1 protein-coding gene is annotated in these 247 nt (G+C 65.2%); it reads left to right on the forward strand.

Annotated features, from left to right (window positions below):
* The coding region (locus SB772_RS44260) for a DUF763 domain-containing protein (protein ID WP_410839058.1) at positions 1-247 on the forward strand (247 nt) is incomplete at both ends.

The following is a 247-nucleotide window of genomic DNA, read 5'->3' on the forward strand; positions in this document are numbered from 1 at the left end:
CGGCGCACGCCGGACGAGCTTGCCGCGATCGGCAATCGCGTCGGTATCGACGGGATCTCGCTGGCGCAGACAAGCCGCCTGGTCGCGAAGGTCGATAGCGCTGCCCTGCAGGATGGTTTCGATCTCTATCTGCACGGCTTCATCGTCACCGACGACGGCAAGTGGGTGGTGGTTCAGCAGGGGATGAACGGCGACAACAGGCAGGCCCGCCGCTACCACTGGCTGTCCGAGGGGCTGGAAAGCTTCG

This window comes from Paraburkholderia sp. SIMBA_030 (genome assembly GCF_046535245.1).
Lineage (GTDB): Bacteria > Pseudomonadota > Gammaproteobacteria > Burkholderiales > Burkholderiaceae > Paraburkholderia.